Genomic DNA, 401 nt, shown 5'->3' with positions numbered 1-401 from the left:
ATCATTCACCGGGACGAAAAACCGCCGCACCTGTCGGCCTACGTGGTGCCAAACGACCCCGATACAGGCCGCCTGAATTGCCGCCGGTGCCTCGGTGGTGCCAAGGCCCTGAACGAGATGCAGACCGACTTTGCGCGAGTTGTGGGACGCCCTGTCGTACTGGAACGAGGCATCGAAGGAAGCCAGGCCACCCACACCAAGCCAAGCTGACAACCTCCTACGGGGGAACGGGACGCACCCGAGCACAAAACAAACACCAGCCCCCTGCTGACCTAGAACCGCAGGTGCTCGTGGATTTTTACCCGTGTTGTGGAAGACCCTGAGCAGGTGGCAAAACGCATCCTTCAGACAGTTCAGCAGCATTATGAACCTGCCGTTCAGTTCAGAGCGCCCCAGTTGCC

General features: G+C 59.9%; 1 protein-coding gene. It reads left to right on the top strand.

Annotated features, from left to right (window positions below; genetic code table 11):
- Nucleotides 1–210: plasmid recombination protein (locus KP705_RS18630; protein WP_215765385.1), on the top strand; the 210-nt coding region annotated here is incomplete at its 5' end.
- Between the last annotated feature and the right edge of the window lie 191 nt (nt 211–401).

The organism is Gluconobacter sp. P1D12_c, assembly GCF_018812105.1.
Lineage (GTDB): Bacteria > Pseudomonadota > Alphaproteobacteria > Acetobacterales > Acetobacteraceae > Gluconobacter > Gluconobacter oxydans_A.
Note: the sequence above shows the minus strand (reverse complement) of the source record. Positions and strands in the feature narration are given on the sequence as shown.